The 22,249-nt window shown below is 38.7% G+C and carries 17 protein-coding genes; 2 read left to right on the forward strand and 15 right to left on the reverse strand.

What is annotated here, in order from left to right:
* The first annotated feature begins 58 nt into the window (after window positions 1–58).
* Window positions 59–1,258 (forward strand): MFS transporter, encoded by a 1,200-nt coding sequence (locus ACFSFY_RS13420; protein ID WP_381538823.1) that lies wholly within the window; start codon window positions 59–61, stop codon window positions 1,256–1,258.
* 517 nt (window positions 1,259–1,775) lie between these two features.
* Here the strand turns inward: ACFSFY_RS13420 and ACFSFY_RS13425 are convergent.
* The 13 genes from ACFSFY_RS13425 to ACFSFY_RS13485 all read right to left on the reverse strand — a co-directional run bounded on the left by ACFSFY_RS13425 (window position 1,776) and on the right by ACFSFY_RS13485 (window position 19,683).
* Window positions 1,776–4,370 (reverse strand): VWA domain-containing protein, encoded by a 2,595-nt coding sequence (locus ACFSFY_RS13425; protein WP_381538825.1) that lies wholly within the window; start codon window positions 4,368–4,370, stop codon window positions 1,776–1,778.
* Complete coding sequence (locus tag ACFSFY_RS13430) at window positions 4,354–6,108, reverse strand: vWA domain-containing protein (RefSeq protein ID WP_381538827.1); 1,755 nt, start codon at window positions 6,106–6,108, stop codon at window positions 4,354–4,356. Before ACFSFY_RS13430 ends, ACFSFY_RS13425 begins: the two co-directional genes overlap by 17 nt.
* Window positions 6,109–6,124: 16 nt before the next feature.
* Window positions 6,125–6,997, reverse strand: coding sequence for a DUF58 domain-containing protein (locus ACFSFY_RS13435; RefSeq protein ID WP_381538829.1), 873 nt, complete (start codon window positions 6,995–6,997; stop codon window positions 6,125–6,127).
* Entirely contained in the window at window positions 6,994–7,989 is a 996-nt protein-coding gene (locus ACFSFY_RS13440) for an AAA family ATPase (RefSeq protein WP_381538831.1), read from the reverse strand. Before ACFSFY_RS13440 ends, ACFSFY_RS13435 begins: the two co-directional genes overlap by 4 nt.
* 21 nt (window positions 7,990–8,010) lie before the next feature.
* Window positions 8,011–9,483: a hypothetical protein gene (locus ACFSFY_RS13445; protein ID WP_381538832.1), complete on the reverse strand. Its 1,473-nt coding sequence runs from the start codon at window positions 9,481–9,483 to the stop codon at window positions 8,011–8,013.
* A 13-nt stretch (window positions 9,484–9,496) separates the two neighbouring features.
* Window positions 9,497–10,348, reverse strand: a complete 852-nt coding sequence (locus tag ACFSFY_RS13450) for an ABC transporter permease (RefSeq protein ID WP_381538834.1) — start codon at window positions 10,346–10,348, stop codon at window positions 9,497–9,499.
* Between the two features lies 1 nt (window position 10,349).
* Complete coding sequence (locus tag ACFSFY_RS13455; RefSeq protein WP_381538836.1) at window positions 10,350–11,282, reverse strand: ABC transporter ATP-binding protein; 933 nt, start codon at window positions 11,280–11,282, stop codon at window positions 10,350–10,352.
* Window positions 11,279–13,684 carry a hypothetical protein gene (locus ACFSFY_RS13460; RefSeq protein ID WP_381538838.1) on the reverse strand — a complete coding sequence of 802 codons (2,406 nt, stop codon included), beginning with the start codon at window positions 13,682–13,684 and terminating at the stop codon, window positions 11,279–11,281. Before ACFSFY_RS13460 ends, ACFSFY_RS13455 begins: the two co-directional genes overlap by 4 nt.
* Before the next feature lie 82 nt (window positions 13,685–13,766).
* On the reverse strand, window positions 13,767–14,666 hold the full coding sequence (locus ACFSFY_RS13465) for a LysR family transcriptional regulator (protein WP_381538839.1): 900 nt from the start codon (window positions 14,664–14,666) through the stop codon (window positions 13,767–13,769).
* On the reverse strand, window positions 14,647–16,143 hold the full coding sequence (locus ACFSFY_RS13470; RefSeq protein WP_381538841.1) for an MDR family MFS transporter: 1,497 nt from the start codon (window positions 16,141–16,143) through the stop codon (window positions 14,647–14,649). Before ACFSFY_RS13470 ends, ACFSFY_RS13465 begins: the two co-directional genes overlap by 20 nt.
* Before the next feature lie 125 nt (window positions 16,144–16,268).
* Complete coding sequence (gene cbpB, locus ACFSFY_RS13475; protein ID WP_381538843.1) at window positions 16,269–16,709, reverse strand: cyclic-di-AMP-binding protein CbpB; 441 nt, start codon at window positions 16,707–16,709, stop codon at window positions 16,269–16,271.
* Between the two features lie 419 nt (window positions 16,710–17,128).
* Window positions 17,129–17,887: a 2,4-dienoyl-CoA reductase gene (fadH, locus tag ACFSFY_RS13480; protein WP_381538844.1), complete on the reverse strand. Its 759-nt coding sequence runs from the start codon at window positions 17,885–17,887 to the stop codon at window positions 17,129–17,131.
* A 101-nt stretch (window positions 17,888–17,988) separates the two neighbouring features.
* Window positions 17,989–19,683 carry an EAL domain-containing protein gene (locus ACFSFY_RS13485; RefSeq protein WP_381539080.1) on the reverse strand — a complete coding sequence of 565 codons (1,695 nt, stop codon included), beginning with the start codon at window positions 19,681–19,683 and terminating at the stop codon, window positions 17,989–17,991.
* Window positions 19,684–20,188: 505 nt separating this feature from the next.
* On the opposite strand from ACFSFY_RS13485, the gene ACFSFY_RS13490 reads away from it, so the two are divergent.
* The gene (locus ACFSFY_RS13490; protein WP_381538846.1) at window positions 20,189–20,650 is read left to right on the forward strand and encodes a YkyB family protein; all 462 of its coding nucleotides are present in this window, start codon (window positions 20,189–20,191) and stop codon (window positions 20,648–20,650) included.
* A gap of 70 nt (window positions 20,651–20,720) precedes the next feature.
* Here the strand turns inward: ACFSFY_RS13490 and ACFSFY_RS13495 are convergent, their stop codons facing one another.
* Together ACFSFY_RS13495 and ACFSFY_RS13500 are read right to left on the reverse strand one after the other, a co-directional pair.
* A complete protein-coding gene (locus ACFSFY_RS13495) occupies window positions 20,721–21,179 on the reverse strand; it encodes a chemotaxis protein CheW (RefSeq protein ID WP_381538848.1) in 459 nt (152 codons plus the stop codon).
* 99 nt (window positions 21,180–21,278) lie between these two features.
* Window positions 21,279–22,145 (reverse strand): NAD(P)-dependent oxidoreductase, encoded by an 867-nt coding sequence (locus ACFSFY_RS13500; RefSeq protein ID WP_381538850.1) that lies wholly within the window; start codon window positions 22,143–22,145, stop codon window positions 21,279–21,281.
* Window positions 22,146–22,249: the final 104 nt, after the last annotated feature.

The raw sequence follows: 22,249 nt of genomic DNA on the forward strand, positions 1-22,249 counted from the left end.
AAACTTTAATAATAGTATAATTTAGGAACTCGAAGTATTTTTGAAAGTTGGTAGTAGAATGACGAATCGTGCAAATAAGTTTGCGCTTTATGTACTTATGTTTAATATGTTTATCGCTATGTCTGGAATCGGACTTATTATTCCCATCATGCCCCAGTATTTAGATACGTTTGGTGTTGCGGGACAGACGCTCGGATTTCTAATTGCCACGTTTTCATTGGCGCAATTTATATTTTCTCCTCTTGCTGGTGATTTATCGGATAAGCACGGCCGCAAAAAACTCATTATTTTCGGACTCATTGTTTTCGGAATTTCACAGCTTACTTTTGGAATATCTACTGAACTGTGGATGTTATACGTTTCAAGATTTTTCTCTGGATTGGGATCCGCATTTATCATACCGCCCATGATGGCTTTCGTTGCCGATATTACGACATATGAAGAACGTGGTAAAGGTATGGGTCTCTTAGGGGCTTCTATGTCACTTGGCTTTATGATTGGGCCTGCAATTGGCGGGTTTTTCTCACGAATTAGTCTTGAGTTTCCTTTCTACGTTGCCACTACGGCAGCACTTGTTGCGGCGACGATTTCCTATTTTGCATTACCTAATCCCCCACCCAAAGTCACTACCGAACCCGCTACAATAGTGAAACGAGAAAACTTATTCAAACAAATGAAGCGTTCAACTCGTACATCTTATTTTGTAATACTCATTGTTATGTTTGTATTTTCGTTCGGTTTAGCAAACTTCCAATCCACCATTTCGATTTATGTGGATAAAAAATACTTTTACACTCCTACACAAATTGCCATAATCATAACAGCTGGAGGATTTGTGGGTGTTATTGCACAAACGTTTATCATCAATAAGCTCTTTAAGCGTTTCGGAGAGATGCGTGTAATTCTTGTGAATCTTGTTATTGCAGCGTTCGCAATGATTGGTATTTTATTCGTTCATATGTTTTGGTCCATTTTACTTGTTTCTGCAATCTTCTTTACAGCGACCTCTTTATTGAGGCCAGCGGTTAACACGCTTGTTTCCAAGCTCGCTGGTAATGAACAGGGTTTTGCAGCGGGTATGATGACGGCTTATATGAGTTTAGGAAATATGATTGGTCCAGCATTGGCGGGTACATTATTCGATATTAATATGTCTTTTCCATATATTATTGGTACGGTCATTTTACTCACATGTTTCACCATTGCGTTTATATGGGCGGGCAAAAATCGAACTTTGTTGTCAGATTTGGGTTCTTGATGAAATCAACTTACAACAGAAAAGGTTGTACAATATAAGACATTGATTCAAGATATTTTTGCTGATACCCGCTGATTTCCGTTCCGACCGGACGCGTTCCATGGGGCGTGCGTCAAGCTTAATCCCATTGGAGTCGCCGGTCTGCACTCCAATCAGCTAAAAAGTGTGGGTAATATAAGTTCGATATCAATAGAAAACAAGTGAACTTCCCTAAAGCAGTGTAATCCTCCTTTTAGGCTATCTCCATATATTTCTTGCCATTTTCAATGTGCAATCTTAGTTGCTTGGAGTGCAAGTCGGTGACTCCAGCGGGATGAAGCGGGACAGGTGAGACCCAGCAGGGAGCGATAGCGATCCGATGCGGCTCACCGCCCGCCCCGTGGAACGCGTCCGACTGGAACGGAAAGCAACTGTATACTCGGAAACCTATTTAAAAAGGATAGACAAAAAAAAATAAAAAGGCACCTTCCCATCGCTCTTTAAGGGAAGTTGCCTTTTTTCACTTTCTACATAGAGTTTAGCGTTTTCTCTTCGCTTTCAAAAGCTCAGACATCGTATCTTCCGCCACTGAAACATTCTCTATGCTGGACTCTGGAATTCGTTTTGCTCCAAAACCTTTAAACATACCGAAACGGCGTAGTGTGATGTCTAAGAAAAATAGAATCATTGCTGTTAGGATCAACCACTGTGCAATTGGTTTTTTTTCTGCACTTTTAAAGGGATGGCTGCGAAAAGCATCTGCCGGTGTATCCAATACGATTCCGCCTGTTTGAGTTGCTATTTTCTCCATTAATGCAGCATTCGCTCGTAAGGGTTTGTACTCTTCACTGTAAGGGACTGAGACGCCTGCCTCAAACAATCCACCCTTATCATCTGTTACACCAAAAAAGACGAGTCCTGGCTCTGCATCAACGGTCACACGAACTTTTCCGGGTGCAAGCGGTTCTGAGGTGTAAGGTACTTCTTTTCCGGCTTCATCTACGATGGCAATGTCTAGGAATGCCGCTTGGCGTGAACTATCCGTTACTGTGTAATTACCACCTTGTTCATGCGTAATGATATAGGGTACTTCCAAGTAGGATGGCAATAGTCTAGCGATGGCCGTATTCCAAAATTCTGAATAACCGGACCATCTTGCTAAATCGCCGCCCCATTTTCCTGAAGAATCGGATGTGAACGCAACTGTTCGACCAAGACCATACATCCATTCTGCAATAACTGGATCTTCCTTGGGACTTTCACCTATAATTGTCGCTGTACTCTTTGCTGTAGTAGCGATGTACGCATTTATTTCAGGGACCCCTTCTTTAAAGAGGGACGTCCATTCTGGGACATTCCCAAGGGTCATATAAAATGGATTATCCTCAATATACGTCCTTGTAATCATTGCCGTTTCTCTTGACAGTATTGCTGGTACGGTGGATTCATCTGCAACATCGTAGAATCGTCCCCCTCCATTTTCTGCAAGACTTTCAAGTAAACCTACGTCTGCATCCGATCCAATTGCAACCGTTGACATTGTAATATTATGTTCTTTCCCCCTTGAAAGAACCTCTTCGTAATCTGGCGGCATTGGAGATTGACCATCTGTAAGTAAAATAATATGTTTTCTTTGTAGATTTAAGTCTTCAAGATCTTCATACGCTTTTTTCATTCCTGGAAAAATATCTGTCCCTCCTGCAGCGGGAACTGAAAGAATATTCTCGATTGCTTCCTCTTTATTCCCAAGTGGACCTACTGGAATCACTTCCCACACTTGATGATCAAAAGCGATAAATCCAAAAGTATCATCATCTCTTAGCAATTCAACCGACCGTGCGGCAGCTTCTCTTGCTAAAACAATTTTTTGACCGGACATACTTCCTGAACGGTCCATGACAATCATCAATCCAAGAGACGGAAGCTGTTCTTTCCCTTTTACTTCCATTTCCACAGGTAAAATACGCTCAAGTGGCGATTTGAAATAGCCCCCAAGACCAAAGCTTTCATCTCCACCAACCATCATAAATCCAGTGCCGAAATTTTTCACTGCTTGCTCAATCATCGCCATTTTATTTTCGCCAACAGTGTGACCGGGCACATTATCAAATATAATTGCTCCATATCCTAAATAACCAGATAAGTTTTCAGGTAATTCTTCTGCACTCACAACATCTATCTCAATCGCCTCTTGATCAAGAAGAGATGGAATGCTTGATGGGCTTCGTTTTGTTTCAACAACAAGCACGCGAGGTGAACTTTCCATAATGGTTACGGATAGCATTCGATTATTCTCTAAAAACCGGTCGTTAGGCACAATGATTTTTGCCTCATATTTCAGTAAACCTTCTCCAACAGAATCGATTCGGTAGGAAAAAGCATTATTGCCTGGTTCGAGTTCTATAGATTGTTTTACAACTTCTGAATCATTTCGATAGATATAGAGCTCTCCAACCGTTTTTGACGATGAATCTACTTCTACTTGCAACAACTGTTTCTCACCGCTATAAGACGTTTTTGGTGTTTCAAAAGCAGTGATTGAGGCATCGTTTGTTGTCGCAGTATCTACAAGTAACGTATCTATTTGTATCCTGCCGTTTGAAAACTTCGGCAATAAATCCAGAGTCGAACCAACCGTTTCATTGCCGTCGGAAACAAGAACAATTCGTGTAGCAAAATCTTTATTTGCAACGGAAGTTGCCATATCAATCGCTTTAGCAATATCTGTTTCGTCCTTTTCCTCAATGTCTTCTGAAACAGAAACGGAGACACTTGCATCCGTTAACAGAGCGTCTGTACGAAAGTTTTTTGCGAATGAATAAAGACCAACAGATTGTTGCTCTTTTCTAGCTTTTAAACTTTCGGCAATCCACTTATCTGCTGAAACTCCAGCATCATCAATTGAAATGGATCGATCTACAACGAACAATACTTGTTCTTCCTCTACCTTTAAATTGAAGTAAGGGACTGTAAGTGCAAACACCAAAAGAACGAGTGCTGTACTTCTTAGAACAAAAAGAAGCATTCCTTTACTTTTCCATTTTAATGCAGATGAGCGCCACGTAAATGCAATATAAATAGCAATGGGTATAAGAAGCAGCAGCCATAGTGGTTGGTCAATTCGGATATCCACGTCTTCTTTGCACCTCCCACTCAATCAGCATAATCATTAATATAAATAATGGTAAAAAAACAACCGCAATGAACTTCTTACCTGTTTCCGCACTGCCATCGCTGTTTGTTTTAGTAATCGTAAAAGACGTGTTTGTCAAAACTTCTTTCTCATCGTCCTCTAGTTGTACCGTGAAGAGTTTTTCATTTTCGCCCTCACGCAACTTATAAATTCCAGGTTTTTCTGGTGCTCTAAAACTTGAACCCTCGGTAAACGTTGTAACATATTCATCTTCATTCGTAAAAAGTTCAATTTCACTTGAAACGATTGATTTCCGTTGATTCGGTGTAAATGAACCAGCAACATTCGCTTCAGTTCGAAGTAATTCTGCTGAGCTCCATATAAACAGAGGAAAGGATGGATGCAGTGGCCAATCCGTCTTCTCAATATCGGCTAAAATTACTACATCTCCGCGGCTCGATTTTTGTATGAATGGTTTTTCATCTATAGATGCAATCGTTGTCAATCCTTCAACTGGAGGATACAGCTCACTCACATACACATTGCTTATGTCCACTATTGAAAACAACGGATCTGTTGTGCTTTCGACCACACCGGATACAGGTTCCGCAGTAGAATCATTTCGTCCAATCAGTATAATCGGGTTTGTTCCTTTTTCTAGAAAAGAGACATCATTCGTAACGATAATCGATATTTCTTGAGCTTGGGACATTTCGTTTACAGAGCCGATTGTAACTTCTAATTGTGCGGCTTCAAATGCTTTTTTTACGAGTTCATGGAGGTTCCCATCTATTATGGCTTCATTTTTTTCATTTCCAAGAAGGGCATAAGCACTATTATCTGCTTTATAACTGTCTTCTACGACCAGTTCCGCATGTACAGCTTTACTGTTTGGCAAGTCTTTAAAAGACTCGAGCAAGTCGCTTAAAGCTTCAATTTCAAAAATTTCTTTGGCAATTAATACCCCTGTTAATCCATCCTTTATATGAATTTCGCCTTGTTTCATTTCCTCGGATTGGTTAGATATCTTCACAATAGCCTCAATGCCATCCTCAGACTGAACAGCACCAAACTTATCAATCGAAACATTCATCTTCATATCTGGATTGCTGTTAATGGTCCAACCTATTTTGCCATCGCCTTCTGGAACAGCAGCTCGATCAAATGAATCTGTGTATACATGAATATCTGCACTGCTGCTTGCCGCTATAGACTGTGCAAACTCGATGGAACGGTCCATGAACTCATGTTCATAATTGACTGTGAGACTTCCAATTGCATCTAGAACTTTTTGCGGATCCGTTTCTTCACGAAGTATCACAGTTGGTTCTTTACCTGTCGTGATCAGCGTCACCGCCTGATCCACTCGACCGTCTACTAACTTCTTCATTCGTTCTTGATGTTCGGAAAATAAAGTTCCATCCTTTTTTTCAACGAGCATTGATGCTGAAGTATCTGCGATTAAAATCACATGATCACTCATCACTTCTTCTTGATCAATAAAAGGACCCAGCAATAAAAAAACAAAGAGTAGTAAAGCGAGCATTTGTAAATAAAACAATGCGTTTCTTTGTAGGTTTTTCAAATACGGAGATACTTTTGTTTCCTGCATAGATTGTTCCCAAAAAAGGGTTGAAGATATTGTTTGTATTTCATAACGTTTTCTGAAAAAGTAATAAAGAAGGACGGCTAATGGAAAAATTGCCGTCCATCCATTCATCCAATTCGCAATTCCCATAAAGCCGCTCCCCTCCTTAACGAATCCATGCTGCGTGTCTCATCTTTTTAGTCACGGTTTCCATAATACCGTCCGAAACTTCTGCCCGAAGTAAACGGATTCCATACTTACTTGCCAGTGTTAATAGATAGGCTTCATGTTCAGCCTTACGGGTACTATAGTCTTTCATAGAACGACTTGTTATTGTTACTTCAACGCCCTCTTCGCTTTCAATGTCTACAAATCGCACATCACCTTCAAACGCCGGTTTCTCTTCTTGTTTGGAGTGAATTGTAATGATTCGAACATCTCGACATACACCTCTTAGCCTTTTAAAAAGCTGCTCCCACTTATCCAACTCTTCAAGCCCATCTGTAATGATGAATAAAACTGTAGATGCTTTTGGAAGATGCTTTAAGACATTATTCGTAAATGGACTCGTCGACTCCGGATATTCAATGGATGAAATAAATTTAGTTATAGAAGATCTATGAATTGCGCCTTTTTTTCTAAGAAAGTAATTTTGTTCATCTGACCATGTGGAAAAAGATAGAGTATCTCCACTCTTTAATGCAATATGACCGAGAGCAATCGCTAATTGACGCGCAAAATCCCATTTGTCATCCGCACCCATTGATTTTGTAGGATCGAGTAAAATATGTATACGCATCTCCTGTTCATCTAAAAATTGTTTGATGAACGGCTTATCGGTTCGAGCATATACATTCCAATCAATATGTCTAAGGTCATCACCAGGATGATATTCTCTGTAATCCGAGAAGTCGAGTGAAGACCCCATTTTTCTAGATCGATGCGTTCCTTTATGTTGCCCCAGACGACCTGATTTTGAAATAATAGATAACGAACTTAGCCTCTTCGTCAGCCGGTTTGAAAATAACTCACCCGTCATCTCGAAGATTCTCCTTGCCGAACTTCTTCAATTAGCTTTTCAATCAATTCATCGATTTCTATGCCCTCCGCTTCCCCTTCGTAGTTCATAAGAATTCGATGACGAAGAGCGGGTTTGGCAACCGATTTAATATCCATGATAGAAACGTGGAATCTTCCTGCTATTAGCGCACGAGCCTTCGCAAGTTTAATAATGGATTGAAGTCCACGAGGTCCACTTCCATATTGAACATACTTCGTCCACTCTTCTGCCGAGCCGGTCTTATTATGTGTTGCAGAAACAAGATCTACGGCATAATCAATCATTTCATCTGCGATAATCACTTCTTTAACCATTTCTTGAGCAATGACTATTTCTTCTGCGTTCATTACTTTTTCGATTTGTATCTTCTGTGAACCAGTTGTCCGTAAAATAATTTCCTTTAGTTCAGACTTCTTTGGATACGGTAATAAAATCTTACACATAAATCGGTCCATTTGTGCTTCAGGTAGCGGGTAAGTCCCTTCCATTTCTATTGGATTTTGTGTTGCAAGAACGAAGAAAGGCCGCGCCATTTGTCTTGTCTCTCCAAGAACGGTCACCGTTTTTTCACCCATGGCCTCGAGCAATGCACTTTGAGTTTTTGGTGTCGCCCGATTTATTTCATCCGCAAGAACCATCTGACTGAAAATCGGTCCTTTCTTAAAAGCGAAACGTTGCATTCCTTCCTCGCTTCGCTCCAATATACTCGTTCCCGTTATATCTGCTGGCATTAGATCGGGTGTAAACTGAATTCGTGAAAAAGATAAGTCCAAAACATCGGAAATTGTTCGAATGAGCATCGTTTTTCCAAGCCCTGGTAACCCTTCTAGAAGTGCATGACCATCCGCTAAGATAGAGTAGAGAGAGAATTCAACAGCCTCATTTTGACCAACGATAAACTTCCCTATTTCATTTCTTACTTCACCTAGTCTTTCGCTCATCTCTTTAAATTGTTCTGGCGTAAATGACATCAATACACTCCCATTCTTTATTCATTCAATTGAGGAGAAATAATCAGCAAGAATTTGCTGTAAATCGGATGGTAATCTCATTTTGTCTGTACCCTTTAAGTAAGATTCTTTGTAGCTACCGACTACTTCTTGATATGGACGAACAGTTCCTCGTTCAGTAGGTGTAGTCGCTTCAGATTCTTCTATGAACTCTCCCTTACCAAGCTCACCGCTATCAATAGATGGATCTGTTTTCCCACCAATTCGATCTACTGGTATAGACAGAAGATTCCTTCCACCTGAACCTGTTCCAATACCTTGACCTTGACCCTGACCTTGACCCTGTCCTTGGCCTTGACCTTGGCCTTGGCCTTGGCCTTGACCTTGACCTTGACCTTGACCTTGGCCCTGTCCTTGACCTTGACCCTGTCCTTGACCTTGACCTTGGCCTTGACCTTGACCTTGACCTTCGCCTTGACCTTCGCCTTGACCTTCTCCCTGACCTTCTGTAGGTTCCTTGTCTGAACCTTCACCTGCTTCACCAGTACCTTCATTTCCATCAGTAGAACTTCCAGGTTTTGTAGTACCGCCTGATTCCCCTGGTTTGCTCGAATCACTCGGATTCGTTGGGTTGCCTAAAGCAGTCGATGATGCAGGAAGTTTTGGTGCCTTACCGATTTTATTTAAAGCAGAATGTGACTTACCTATATTTTGTGCCAACTTATTGGATAACTCCCCAACAGCAGCAAGCTCCTCAATTTCTGCGTCCGACAAGGCATCTGAAGCTTCTCCAGTATTTTTCGCAACTGTTTCTTTGTCCCGAAGCCGTTGTTCTTTTAACTGCATTTCTTTTTGCTTCTTCACTATTTCTTTCAATACCTCTTCAGAAACTTTTGCGTCTTGAAGCTTGTCGCCAAGCTCTTGCAACTCTTTTTTCACAACAGGTACTTTTTCTTTTTCAATTAACTTTTGAATATCTTTTTTCATTTCTTCCACGATTGCCTTTTCCTTCTGCATGGCTATCGCTTCAATTTGGGGTTCAGAAGGAAATAACATCAACCCTATTAAGAGAATTGTAAAAAAAACAAATCCTCCAAACATCTTCACATTCAAATATTTTTTCTTTCGTTTCTTAAACAGCTCATAAGCCGCGGGTACTTCAGACGAGGCTTTATCAATAACAGCAGTTGCTAAAATCGATTCATCCCGGTTTAATGAAACAGCGGTAATCAAAATGTTTTCCGGGATGAATCCATCAAGTTTATGAATTGCTTCGCCCATTTGGACCCGTTTATAAACAATCCATATAACCGAGCCAACAAGTGCGGTGACCGCTGCCCCAAACGCGTAAAACTCATAGTTTGGAAGAATGAACATTCTAGAAAGTAGAAAGATTAGAACCGCACAGAATGAAGCAACTAATAAACCACCTTGAATTTGATAAATTATTTTTTCAAATCTAAGCCGTGCTAAAGCAGCAGTTATATATTTTTTCAACAGGTTTTCGTTCTTCATTCGTGTACCCCCTTCACTTTGAACGTTTCATATTGACACGTAACCCTTTAACAGCAATAAATAAGGACACGACAGTTACGATTGAGTAGAAAATTAAATAACTCGCCCAAATTGGAAACTGAACACTGGTGAATTCAGCAATTCCGACACCGACTGACGGCGATAATAAGCTAGCCATCAAAATCCCCGGATTAATAGATGCTATAAAATAGCCGAAATAGGATGAGGATTGTACCCCCGTTCCCATTTGTCCGAAAACCGATAACTGCATGACGAGTAGAAATAAAAATGCAGTAATAATGGATAGGAACAACATTGTTCCATATGTCACAATCATAGCTACAATGGTTCTCCGTATGAGCGTGGAAAACATAACGCCAATGCTACCAATCGCCAGTAACGTTATGAATAGGAATGCGAACACAAGAACAAATTCTTGTGGTGAAGTCCCTCCAAACAAAAAAACAAGACTGTATATCGGTAATGCTGCAACAATTAATAATAACAAAAACGCAATCGATGATAATAATTTTCCTAGTATTATTTGAAACGAACTTTGCGATGTTGTTAATAAAATCGGTAATGTTTGTTTTTCTCTTTCCGTACTTATAGTTCCGGCAGTCAACCCTGGCGTAGTGAATAATACGAGGCCGAGCTGAATGAATGCTAATATAGAGAATAAAATTAAACTTTCATCCGGTCTAAAATAGGATGTTCCATTCACTTGTATCGTTACAAAAATAAACCCAAAAACAAATATGCACATTGCAATTAAATAAAATAGAATTCCTGTAAAACTCTTCGAGGAACGAAATCTAAGTTTCAATTCCTTGGACAAGACTGGATTTTTAAAGTTCATTTTCATTTCAATCCACCCCTTTCGTAATTTCCATGAACACATCTTCTAAATTTGTAATATGTTCCGTAAACGAAAGTATGGGCAAATTACTCAGTACTGCACGTTTTAAAAGCGCAACTTGATCTTCTTTTGTTCCATTATAAGTAAAAGTGAATTCATTTTCGTTGGTCAAATGTTTAATATTCGCGACGAGTGGCTCATCTTCAAAAAATGCAACGGCAGTTTGTCGATCACTTTCGGATAATCTCACGGTAATGACGCGTTCACCATGGAGCTTCGCTTGAATTTCCTCAACAGACCCGTGTGCTATTAATACACCATTATCAATAACGCCAATTTCATCGCACATTTCCGCCAGTTCAGGAAGAATATGAGACGAAATTAAAATTGTTTTCCCCATCTTTTTCAGTGTTTTTAATATATCTCTCATTTCAACTCGGGCCCGTGGATCTAATCCAGATGCAGGTTCATCTAGTATAAGGATTTTGGGATCATGAATGAGACTCCTCGCAAGACATAAACGTTGTTTCATCCCTCGAGATAACAAATCGACGTATTCATTTCCTTTATCCGCCAAATTCACAAGTTCGAGCAATTGCGGTATTAGCTTTTTTCGTTCTATTTCTGGAATTCCATAACTTGCACCATAAAAATCCAAATATTCCTCTGCTTTAAGTTGGTCGTACACTCCAAAAAAGTCGGGCATATATCCAATCAGTTTACGAATTGCAGTCGGGTTTTCACGAATGCTTACTCCATCAATGAACACTTCACCAGATGTTGGTTGTAAAAGGGTTGCCAAAATGAGAAATGTCGTTGACTTTCCCGCTCCATTCGACCCCACAAATCCAAAAACAGTTCCTTCTTCTAACGTAATCGTTAAGTTGTTCAAAGCATAAAAATTACCGTATTTTTTAGTCAAACCTTTTATTTCAATCATTTCGTCACCTCCCCAGTCAATCTAAGTTCAGGAATGCTCGCTTCGTTTCCTTCTCTAGATTTATGAAACACTATTTGAATATCGATTTCACCTTGAGGAGAAATATAGTTTGAAGGATTCTCTGTTATTTTCACCTTACCGCTTGGTTGTACTTCAAACAACCCAGTCTTATGATTCAACACACTTAAATCATACAATTCCTTTTGTATTTTCGTTACATCAAGCGATGTCCAATTGATATTAGATTCTAGGAACTTCTCTCCTATTTTCCATTTTTGTAAATAAACCGCTTCACTGAAGTAACCTATATTCATTTGAAAGTCATACATGTCAGGTTCCATATTTCCATCTTCGGAAACAATCGACATATCCATCATTCCGGGTTCAAGAGTAAGCTCACCTTCAAGTTCCATTTCTACTTCAAACGGTTGTGAAATAAGTGTTAATGCAGAAAGAGTCGTTTTATTTTTTTCAACTTCGACAGGAATAAGTTGTGTATCTGTATAAGCTATCAATATAGGGGTTTTTGATTCCTGTATTAATTCACTTAAAAACTGTAACGTCCCCTCTTTTCTCATTTCCATCAAATCATCGTTATTTATTTGCGGTTGACCCATATAATTATTGTTCATAGGGGATGCTGACAATAAAAAGGATAACTTTAATGCTTCCTCTACTTCGACCGTTTCACCTGGTCCAATGTCGCCGATTGGCAATAGTTTTGAACCGGACCAAATAGCAACATCTGTCAATCCAAATGGATAGTCGTTCTGAATCGTACCGACTAGCTTTTTATTCGAAACAGTTAAATCCACTAAAAGCTGGCCCACTTCGTCGAACGTCGTTTCCCCATATGCAGATGCAACATTCCAATACCCTACATTTCTTAGATGAATTGAACTAGCCGCTACATCTTTTTCAACCATTGCTCGATTGTGCAAGAGTTGCGAATTATTACCGAATAGATCTTGCTTAACTGAGGCTGTTAATGTTGTATCAGCCCCTGAAGTAAATGTATAGTCCCCTGATTTATTCGACAGGATCGCTTCAGCAAAATAACCTTTCGCTTTACCATCCAATTGAGCATTCACGACTGCTGTATGTTGGATTTGTGCTCTACCAATACGATCTTTTGCTCCATAACCAAAAATAGCAATGGATGTGACAACAGCCACTAAAGGAATGATCCACCAAGTATATTCTCGTTTGTCTTTCTTTTTTAAAATAAAATAAAGAATTGGAATGATTAAAATGATATACAGTAAAATGATTCCAGAAAGCAATGGTGCAGATACTTTGAAAGACGGAAAAATTTCGTTTGTATATCCAACATGATTTGACAGCATACCAAGTGATTGATTCATTTGGTTATAATGGGGTTGTATCGAGAATCCACCCAGATCGATTAACGTTTCCCATAATGCCGGCATTCCTTCCATTTTTGAAATGGGATCATCACCAAATGAAAAGGCCGTTTGGTAAATGACTCCAGTACCAACCTCAGAAGAAGCAATGTATGTAGCATCTCCATCACTTAGAATGGATTTGGCCCCTTCTGCCAGACTGGCTTTAAATGACGGGATTGGACTACTAAACTCTTCCGTATTTGCCCAGTTATTAAGGAGCCCAGGATCCAACTCATTCCGATCCCCAAGCTTTAACGGCAAATATTCTGAGAAGATTCCTACTTCCGTATTGATATTGTCTGAACTTCCAATAAACAACTTTCCACCTGAGCGAACCCAAGCCAATAGAGCTTCTTGCTTCTGTTGTGGTAAATCTGCTAAAGGATATTCATCCATAACTATAATGTCAATCATTTCCCAACCTAGTAATTCATCAGGCAGAATCGAACCATCAATCTTAGATCCATCAATGTACTGAGCATTATTAAATTGAGTTCCTTTTGCTTTTTTTAATGCAGATAATCGGTCGATATTATTGGTAAACATAAATACAAATGCACTGTCAAAGCCGTAAGAAGCAGGACTGAATTGCTGAGCTCCTTTGTGTTTGAGCTCCTTTCCTTTTTCCCATCCACCTTCATAAAGGAAAATTCGTTTTACAGCCCCGCTCCCAAAACCGTGTCCATAATGATCCTCTGAACTTGGCATTACAAGTGAAATTGTTTTGGATTCTCCTGATTCTATATCAAGAGGTATTGCTCTACCGGAACCTAAATTATAAGAACTTTGAATATCAATGACTAAATCTCCACTAAATGCAGTTCCACTATTTTCTATTTTAATTTGTGCTGGAGCGCCTTTATCGTATTTTGATTTGCCGTCAAAACCAGTAGTAACGCTTACCTTTAAATCTGGAGCAGCAGACGCATTTACCCCTGGAAGTACCATAATGACAGCAAGTAATACGAATACCAAAGCGGATATCTTTTTCCCCATCTATATCATCTCCCTACCGTTTCATTTAGTGAATTGTTTGTAACCTCTCTATTAGTACGAATCACTACCATTTAAGTTCCTCTTATTTCAAGAAAAATTTACTATTCCGTAATTTCTCGGCATGCGATTGCACAATTTCTGCGAAAGCCTCGACTTGTTTTAATTCAAATGTCGATTCATAACCAATGAGCCACGTGTCCCGTGTTAACTCAAATTCTTCTTCACTGTTGAGTAAAGGTATTTTATTCACAAGCTCATCCCCAGTAAGTGTGATCGCTGGTAAAATTGCATAGCCAATTCCATTTAACGCAAGTTGTTTACACGTTTCAATTTGATCGACAGTAATTTGCCGACCTGGAACTTGAGTAAAATGACTTTTCCACCAATGTTGGATTTCCATATGATAATTAGAATCGCTTTTAAATTGAATAAATGGACGCGTAGAATCTTTTAATTCTTCTATTGAAGTGATTTCACGGTCTACTAAATACATCTGATCCCTAAATAAGTGTGTTTTCCGACTTTTCCAGTCAATCTTACCTCGAACAATTCCAACATGTGCTTCCCGATCATTCAGTGCTTTCACAATTTCAGAACTCCAGCCTGTTATTAAAGATATTTGAGCGTTCGGATAGCTCTCGACATACTCTTTCAGAACTTGTGGCAACCATGTTTGTCCAACGATTGAAGCACATGCAATTTTCAATGTACCGTGGACTTTATCTGCCATTGAAGTGATTGCTTCAAATACTTCTTCACGTCTCATAAGCGCTTCGCGAGCATATGCAATAACATGTTCACCTTCAGGCGTAGGCTCAAGACCTTTTTGCGAGCGAATAAATAGCAGCGTCTCCCATTCCTTTTCAATTGTCTGAAGACGTTGAGAAAGTGCGGGTTGCGATAAAAACAATCGCTCAGCCGCCTTCCTCATATTTCCCTCTTCAGCCAATGTTTTAATAATTTCAAGTTCGGTCATTGACATTATATAACTCCCTTCCGCGTGGAATTCGTAATACCAGAAGTAAGCTTAGTACCGCAAAAAATGCTACTCCCAAGTAAACCCACTGCAATGAACTATCGAGTGTATTTTGTAATGCAAGCAGTTGTTCTTGTCCCAAAGACTCTCTTTTCTCAGCCGTTAGGAGTAAATTCACATCGTCTAACGAGAAGTTAAGTCCCTTTTCGCTAAATCCGTTCATTAAAGATGTATTCAATATTGCTCCAAACAATGCCACGCCAAACGTGTTCCCAAAATTCCGCATGAACATATTTGCAGCCGTTGCCGAACCTCTTTTTTCCCTAGGTACAGCACCTTGAATTGTGACGATGAATGAAGTGCTCGTTAACCCCATTCCGACACCGATGAAAAAGCTCGCTGTTGCTGCCCATAAAGGACCTGAACCTGCATTCATTAAAACGAATAAGGATGCACCAAAAACAAGTGAGATTGTACCAGCAAATGAGACTGTAAACGTTCCAAAACGCACAAGTAAATGTCCAGCAAATGAAGATGCGATCGGCCAACCGATGGACATTGCAGTAAGCGCAAATCCCGCAATAATTGCAGGCTGTTCCATCACGCCTGTAACAAATGTTGGTAAATAAGCCGAAACCCCAATTAAAATGACTCCGGTTGTAAAGGACACAAGATTCGCATAAAGTATGACAGGATTTCTCCATATGGAAAAGGGCATCATTGGGTCCTTTGCCGATCTTTCCACAATCACAAAGAGAATAAACAAACCGATACCCACGCTAATTAGTGAAACACTCATTACCGAAAGACGACTAAATGATTGTCCACCTTCTACAAGCCAAAATAATATAGCGGATAGGGATACCGTCAGAAGCGCAGCACCTTTATAATCAATCGAGACTTTCTTCTCCCGTTCTGGTTCGTGTAAGAATTTGGCTAGTCCAACAATCGCAATTATTCCAAGTGGAACATTGACCCAGAAAATGTATTCCCAACTTAAAAACTGTACAATTGTACCGCCGATGACTGGCCCCAGAACAGCCGAAACACCCCATACACTCGATAAATAGCCTTGAATTTTAGCCCGCTCTTCTGTCGAATAAATATCTCCAATAATCGTAGTCGCAATAGGCATAACCGCTCCAGCACCAAGACCTTGAATCAATCGAAAGAATATCAACATTTCCATTGACGTCGCAAACCCACATAAAATAGATCCTATTAAAAAAATAGAAAGACCGAAAAACAAAACCGGTTTCCTTCCAAATATATCAGCCAACTTCCCGTAAATGAGCACCGTAACCGTGCTCATTAATAAATACGAGGAAAAAATCCAGCTGTATCTTGAAAAACCCCCAAGGTCTGAAGCTATTACCGGCATTGCTGTTGTTACAATTGTTGCTTCTACAGCACTAACAAACATTGCGAGCATTACAGATATAAGTACGAGCGGTCGATTCGTTATTTTTTTAGTTTCAGCCATTGCAAATTCCCCTTTTACAAAACATAGTAAATCAAACAAACCTCGATAAATTACATCTAAAGAGGAATGTTGAATTTAAACAGAAAAAGGCCCTACTTGAGAGCCTTTCGATGTACTATGAATCTTTATTGATCGGAATAAATGTATTTCTTAAACTGCTTTAGAACGACTCTTCTTGTAAAAATCCCCGCAAAAACACCATCTTCATCTACTACACAAAGAAATGGATGATTTATTAGTAAATCCAGCCCTCTTTGAAAACGGTCTGTAGTTCGAATTGTTGGGATATCTGTATTCATAATCGCATCAACTTTTAAATCAAATAAACGTTCATATTCAATATGTGCAATTCCTAAAATCGAATCCATAATCATTCCCATACTGAGTAAACCTTGAAGTCGATCTTTTGAATCAAGAACTGGAATTGATGAGTAGCCTGTTTTCGTAAGAACTAGTAAGGCGTGCTCTGCGTTATTTCCAAGCTGTACGTTTGCTACTTTCTCAGCTGAAATAATGTAGTCGGAGATTGGCGTTAAAAGAAAATCTCTGTTATTGACAGAAATCATATAAATCGGCTCCTTCTATCTCTATACATTTAATTAATTTCTTCATATCTATCATATCACAATCAGTCGATACTGGCCTGTACCTTTTCATTATGTACGAGTAGTTTTTACGAATTATTTTACAGGATGTTAAATATGTATCATGATGTCTATATTTAAAGTTCGATAGTGTGTTTAGAAAGTTTGTGGTACTTAGATTCACACGGGTTCTCGGTTCCCAATACCGCCTGCAGGGTGCTTTTTCATGGTAGGCTAGATAAAAGCAGACTTCACCTAAAGGTTTCTTAGTACTAATCATTTATCCAGTCCTGCTTTAGGATGTTTATTATCAAAACAAAAGTAGCCTAGTACTTGATTTTATCAAGTACTAGGCTACTTTTTTATATAGAATAATCCGTTTTATTTACTATATTCGTTTATTAAAATGGATATTGATTGAGCCATTGTCCGCCGTCTAGGGTTACAATTTCTCCGTTCATATAAGAAGCTTTATCAGACATAATAAATGCTGCGAGTTCGGCGATTTCTTCGGGTTGACCGAGTCTGCCTAGTGGAATTGATTTAATCGTTCTTTTTGCTGCTTCTTCTGACTCCCATAACTTCTCAGCACCGCCTGTACGATCAATCGGTCCTGGGGCTATACCATTCACTCGAATACCGTATTGCGTCCCCCATTCGACCGCAAGCGTGCGTGTAAGTGACATAACACCTGCTTTAGCTGCAGCTGAATGAACGACACCTGCTCCAGCGTTCCAAGCATATGTTGCAAGCATATTGATAATAGAACCCTTTGTTCCATTTTTAATCCAATACTTACCCACAGCGCTTGAACAATAGAATGTACCATTCAAAACGATATCGATAACAGATTTCCAACCATTTGGTGAGAGGTCTTCAGCATGAACGATAAAGTTTCCAGCAGCATTATTTACAAGGCCATCAATTCTGCCAAACTTCTCATCTGTAAAAGCAACCATAGCGTCAACGGATTCTACACTACGGACATCCATTTGAAAGATATGAACGTTCTTTCCAAGTTCCTCTTTTGCAGCTGTTAAACGATCCAAGTCTCTACCTGTAATAACGACATTTGCACCTTCATCAGCGAATTTCTTTGCCATGTACTTACCCATTCCATTAGATCCACCTGTAACAATAATAACCTTTTCTTCAAACATTTTTATTCCCCCTTTATTAAGTGAATGACTATTCACTCATTATTGTATCACGTATAAAGGTGTAGAAGAAATCTAGATTACAGTTTTTACATTCAAATCTATTAAACGATAACATGCTTTAATAAATACTTATCTACAAGTTCATCAACAGGAATCGCTTTACTGTATAAGAAACCTTGTGCCTTCTGACAGTTTGCGGCAAGAAGAATACTCGCTTGTAATTCGGTTTCAACGCCTTCTGCAATTACTTCCATATTTAAATAATACGCAAGATTAATAATTGTTTTTGCGATTGCTTTATTTTTATCATCTAATCCAATATCTTGAATGAAAGAACGATCAATTTTAATAATATCTATTGGATATTTTTTCAAATAGCTAAGTGATGAATATCCCGTTCCAAAATCATCCACGGAGATCATGACGCCAATTTCTTTTAACGTATTCAAAATAGTCAACGTTTCATGAACACTTGTTAGGGCATTTTCCGTAATTTCAACTTCTAGAGAAGACGGAACAATACCATAGCTTTCTATTTTTTCTTGCATATTTTCAGCAAACGTTTCCACCCGGAACTGTTTTGGCGATATATTTACTGCAATTCTAACAGGACGATATCCTTTTTCTTGCCATTCTTTCAATTGCTTGCATACTTGATTCAATACCCAGTCACCTATGCTGTGAATAAGTCCTGACTCCTCGGCTATCGGTATGAACTTGGCAGGTGAAACAAATCCAAACTTCCTGTTACTCCAACGTAATAAAGCTTCAAAACTCGATATTGTACCTGTTTTCAAGTCCACTTGCGGCTGATAATAAACCCTTAGTTCATCCATCTCAATAGCTCTACGCAAATGAGATTCCATTAATACTTCATCGGCAACAATTGAATTCATTTCATCCTGATAAAAGCGATATTGAGAACGACCACGATCTTTTACAAAAGAGAGGGCCTGTTCCGATTTTTTCAGCAACTCTTCAAACTTGCATGCATCTACCGGAAAAACAGAAATACCGATGGATGCAGAAATAAAGTATTCTTGCTGGTTAAGATAAAACGGTTTACTAAAGTCATTTAATATTCGTTGTGCAAGTCTTTCTATTTCAGCTACACAATTGTTTTGTAAGGTTATAACAAATTCATCTCCACCTTTACGGTAAAGTCGACCCATTTGTGGACAGATTAATTTAAGACGATCTGCCACCATCATTAAAATAGTATCAGCACCAGTATGACCAAGAGAATCGTTGATTAGCTTAAAACGATCAAGACCCAAATGGATCAAAAACAAGCGTTCAGCATTTTTATTAGCATTTAGTGAATCTGTAACAAAATGTTCCTTCATCGCACTTCTATTCCACAGGCCTGTTAGTTGATCATTATAAGATAAATAAAGAAGTTTTTCATTGTTTTCCTGATCTATTGATGTATCCCGAACAATCAAGTGCAATTCTGTAACTTCTCCCTCAGTACTTACTGGAATTGCTTTCAAATGGACTTGCAAGTATTCCCCATTCTTTTTGTAAATATATATTTCGTCAACATCAATGGATTCCCCTAAAAAACCACCTCTAATAAGCTCGTGAAATTGATTTGAACTCACATCTGTCACTAGATTTAATATTGAACGACCGGAAAGTTCTTTTGCTTTATATCCATAGGTTGTATGAACCGATGGATTCGCATACGTTATTTGCCATTCTTTATTAATCGTTATGATTGGATCCATATTATGATTAATCACAGATACATATTTATCTTGTAATTGATCACGTAAACTTTTTTCTTCTAGAATATCTAACCGTTCTTGTAACTCGATATAAATTACTTCATCATCCATATCATTATTTTTTTGAAACGTAATCTCAAACAGAAATTTTTTCCGATTCACTGTATGATTGATTTCGGTTGTATAATGTGTAATTGATTTCAGATTTTTCATTTGTCTATTAATCTTAGTCCAAAATACTCCGAAAAATAGTGAAGCCACACGATTTGATTCACTTGAAAAGTAGTCCTTCGCGATGTTATTTGCATAAATAACATCAAATTCATCTCCAATACTTTTTTTAAGGAGGATTGACATTTTATTCGGATGTTGGTCGATGTATTTCCCGACACTCTGTAGATGACTATCATTCAATTCAATATTCCCCCTAATTGGACGCAGCAGGTCCAATTTCAAAACCTTTTGTAAATACAACAATTCCCAGTTTTTTGTCTGAAATTGTACAGAACTTACTCATTTTGTTATTATAGTAGTATTCATTTCGTTTCCAATAAAAAAAAGGAGGTAAGTTTTGGATACAAAACAAACTATTCGTCAATTGGCAATTGCAATTTATACCGTGAATCGCCATGCAAAAACTGCTCCAGATAATAGACATCTCTACACTCTTAAAAAAATGTCTTTAGAAAAGTTAATTCGTACCGGTAATGCTGAAAAAGTCGGATTGCATTTTGTTGATAATCCTAAGTTTAGTAAGCAACATTCAACTACACTTGTATGCTGTAGCGGGTTCCTTTTTCATACAATTCCAGAAAAAGATGACTTTAAAACACTCCCACACCTCGGCCACCAAGACCAAACTTCGCGTAATCCACAGGAGCGAATGAGTTTAAAAACTGCAAGAGAGCTTCTATCTAATTATTTAGATTTTCCACTCGAAACAGAAATAAAAGTGAAAAAGATTGTTCCAAAAAAAAGCATTCACAAAGAAAAGAATTCACAAAGTTTCAGGTCCTCGTATCTTGATGGATAATCGACAGCCTACTTTCACACGAACCATTTGGTGTGAATACAGGCTGTTTTAATTTACCCGCTTTTCTTTGTTACTTAAATTGTTCTGCGATTATTTTCTCAAAATCGACAAGTAGGATCATTCCGTCGTCACGCTTAATGACACCGGTAACAGGTACAGTAGATCCTTCGTACATATCTGAGGCTGCCTCTATTTCGGAATAATTTATACGCTCAATTTGTGTAACTGCAGTTACATCTAATGCTACCGTAATACCGTTGAATTCAGAAATAATATATTTAGCCTCACTATCAGCACTTTCCCCAGGCACTCCAATAACTTTTTTAAAATCTATAACAGGAATAACATCTCCACGAAGTTGAATAATTCCTTCAACAAAAGCATGAGAATGAGGTATTACAGTTACTGGAATTGGCTCAATAATTTCTCTCACATGTTTAATATTAATTCCAAATTTGCTTTTTTCGACGCGGAACTCCACAAATTCAAAGACTTCAAGTTTTAATGACACTTTTTGCACTATATTCACCTTGCCCATCTTCTTTTATTTGCTGTTGCTTTGACGGTTCAAGATAGTCCGTAATACTTATTTCGGCTTTGTTTACTATATATTTAGTTTTATCTTTATTTACTTATATCTTTTATAGAGAACTTGTGTCCCTTTGTCGCCATACCCTTTTTCAACTAATTGTTCATACATCTCAAAAGCAAGCTCCAAACCAGGTAACGCCAAATTCATTCGTTTCGCCTCATCCAGCGCAATGTTCATGTCTTTCAAGAAATGCTTCACAAAAAAACCGGGTTCAAAATCTTCATTCAAAATTCGAGGAGCTAGATTTGATAAGGACCATGAACTTGCTGCACCCGCCGCTATTGAAGAAAGAACTGTTTCAGGGTCAAGCCCAGCTTTATTTGCATAAGCAAGTGCTTCACACACACCTATCATGTTGGTTGCAATCGTGATTTGGTTGCACATTTTTGTGTGTTGACCTGATCCTGCTTCCCCTTGATACACAATTCCTTTTCCAAAAACCGATAAAATCGGTAAAACTTTATCAAAAACCGTCTTTTCACCGCCACACATAATGGATAATGTTCCATTTTTCGCTCCAATATCTCCTCCAGAAACAGGAGCATCAATCGAATCTACTTTTCGTGAAGCGGCCTCCTGAGCAATCTTTATTGCGAGCGCAGGACTTGAAGTCGTCATATCAATAAGAATTTGACCTTCTTTACTAGCTGGAAAAATGCCATCCTTACCATAATATACTTCTTCGACATCCTTAGGATAACCAACCATTGTAAATACAATATCCGAATTCACTGTTGCCGCACCAGCCGTTTCAGCCCAAACAGCACCCTTCTCTATGAGACTCTCTGCTTTCTCTTTCGTTCGTGTATATAGTGTCACTTTATAATCCGCATTTAATAAATGTGCAACAATACTCGCACCCATTACTCCAGTACCTATAAATCCTATACTCAATTTCCCCATTTTAATTCCCCCATTTTAATCCTATTTTTTTAATCGTACCAAAAAACAGAATTGATATCTCTTAATTCGATACTTTTCTCCAAAAAAAAAAGGAGGACGTACCC

This window comes from Sporosarcina siberiensis (genome assembly GCF_042681925.1).
In the GTDB taxonomy this organism is placed as follows: Bacteria; Bacillota; Bacilli; order Bacillales_A; family Planococcaceae; genus Sporosarcina; species Sporosarcina siberiensis.